Annotated in this window: 1 protein-coding gene; it reads left to right on the forward strand. The window is 69.5% G+C overall.

Annotated elements, in window-relative coordinates:
* A partial coding sequence (locus tag ACFVV1_RS40820; RefSeq protein WP_390000709.1) for an IS4 family transposase occupies window positions 1–1,102 on the forward strand: 1,102 nt, incomplete at both ends.

Below are 1,102 nucleotides of genomic sequence, written 5' to 3' on the forward strand. Positions count from 1 at the left end.
TTCGGATCGCATCGCTCTCGGAGTGTTAACGCGTGCGTTTACGCCTGATCTGGTGGACGAGGTGGTGGCGGGGTGCGGGCGTGTTGAGCAGCGCCAGCGGCTGCTTCCGGCACGGGTGGTGGTGTATTTCGTGCTGGCGATGTGCCTGTTTTCGGGGCAGGGGTATGAGGAGGTCGGGCGTCTTCTCACGCAGGGTCTGGAGCGCCAGGGCCGCTGGGCAAAGGGGTGGCGGGTGCCTACGAGCGGAGCGATTGGGCGGGCGCGGCTGCGGCTGGGGCCGGAGGTGTTGAAGGCGTTGTTCGCCCGGGTGTGCCGGCCGGTGGCGGTCCCGGGGTCGCGGGGCGCGTGGTTTCGGGGGCTGCGGTTGGTTGCTGTGGACGGGACGACGTTCGATCTGCCGGACACGGTGGCGAATGCCGGGTTTTTCGGGCGTCCGGGGACCGGCCGTGGTCAGGGCAGGAGTGCGTATCCGCAGGCCAGGGTTGCGGCTCTGGTCGAGTGCGGCACTCATGCGGTCTTTGCTGCCGAGGTCGGTCCGCTGGCGGTGCACGAGACCGTGCTGGCCGGGCGCCTGTTCTCTTCGCTGACCGGGGGGATGCTGCTGATGGCCGACCGCGGGTTCCTCGGATTCGACCTGTGGCGGGCCGCCGCGGCAACCGGCGCCGACCTGCTCTGGCGGGTCAGGAGCAACACGGTGCTGCCTGTGGTGACGTCGCTGCCCGATGGTTCCTACCTGTCGGAGATCGTCGCCGCCCGTGACAAGAACCGGCGGGCCGACCCGGCCCGGGTCCGCGTCATCGAGTACACCCTTGGCCCACGCGGGAAGGACGGCACCGTCTACCGGCTGGTCACCACCCTCCTCGACCCGGACACTGCGCCGGCGGCGGAACTTGCCGCGCTCTACGCCGAACGCTGGGAGATCGAGACCACGCTGGACGAGATCAAGACCCACCTGGGCGGGCCACGGCTGGTCTTGCGCTCCCAGCACCCGGCCGGGGCCGAGCAGGAGATCTTCGCGTTCCTCCTCGTTCACCATGCCGTGCGGGACCTCATGCACGGAGCCGCACGACAGCAGGGACACGATCCGGACCGGATCTCTTTC

The organism is Streptomyces sp. NPDC058092, assembly GCF_042884935.1.
GTDB lineage: Bacteria > Actinomycetota > Actinomycetes > Streptomycetales > Streptomycetaceae > Streptomyces.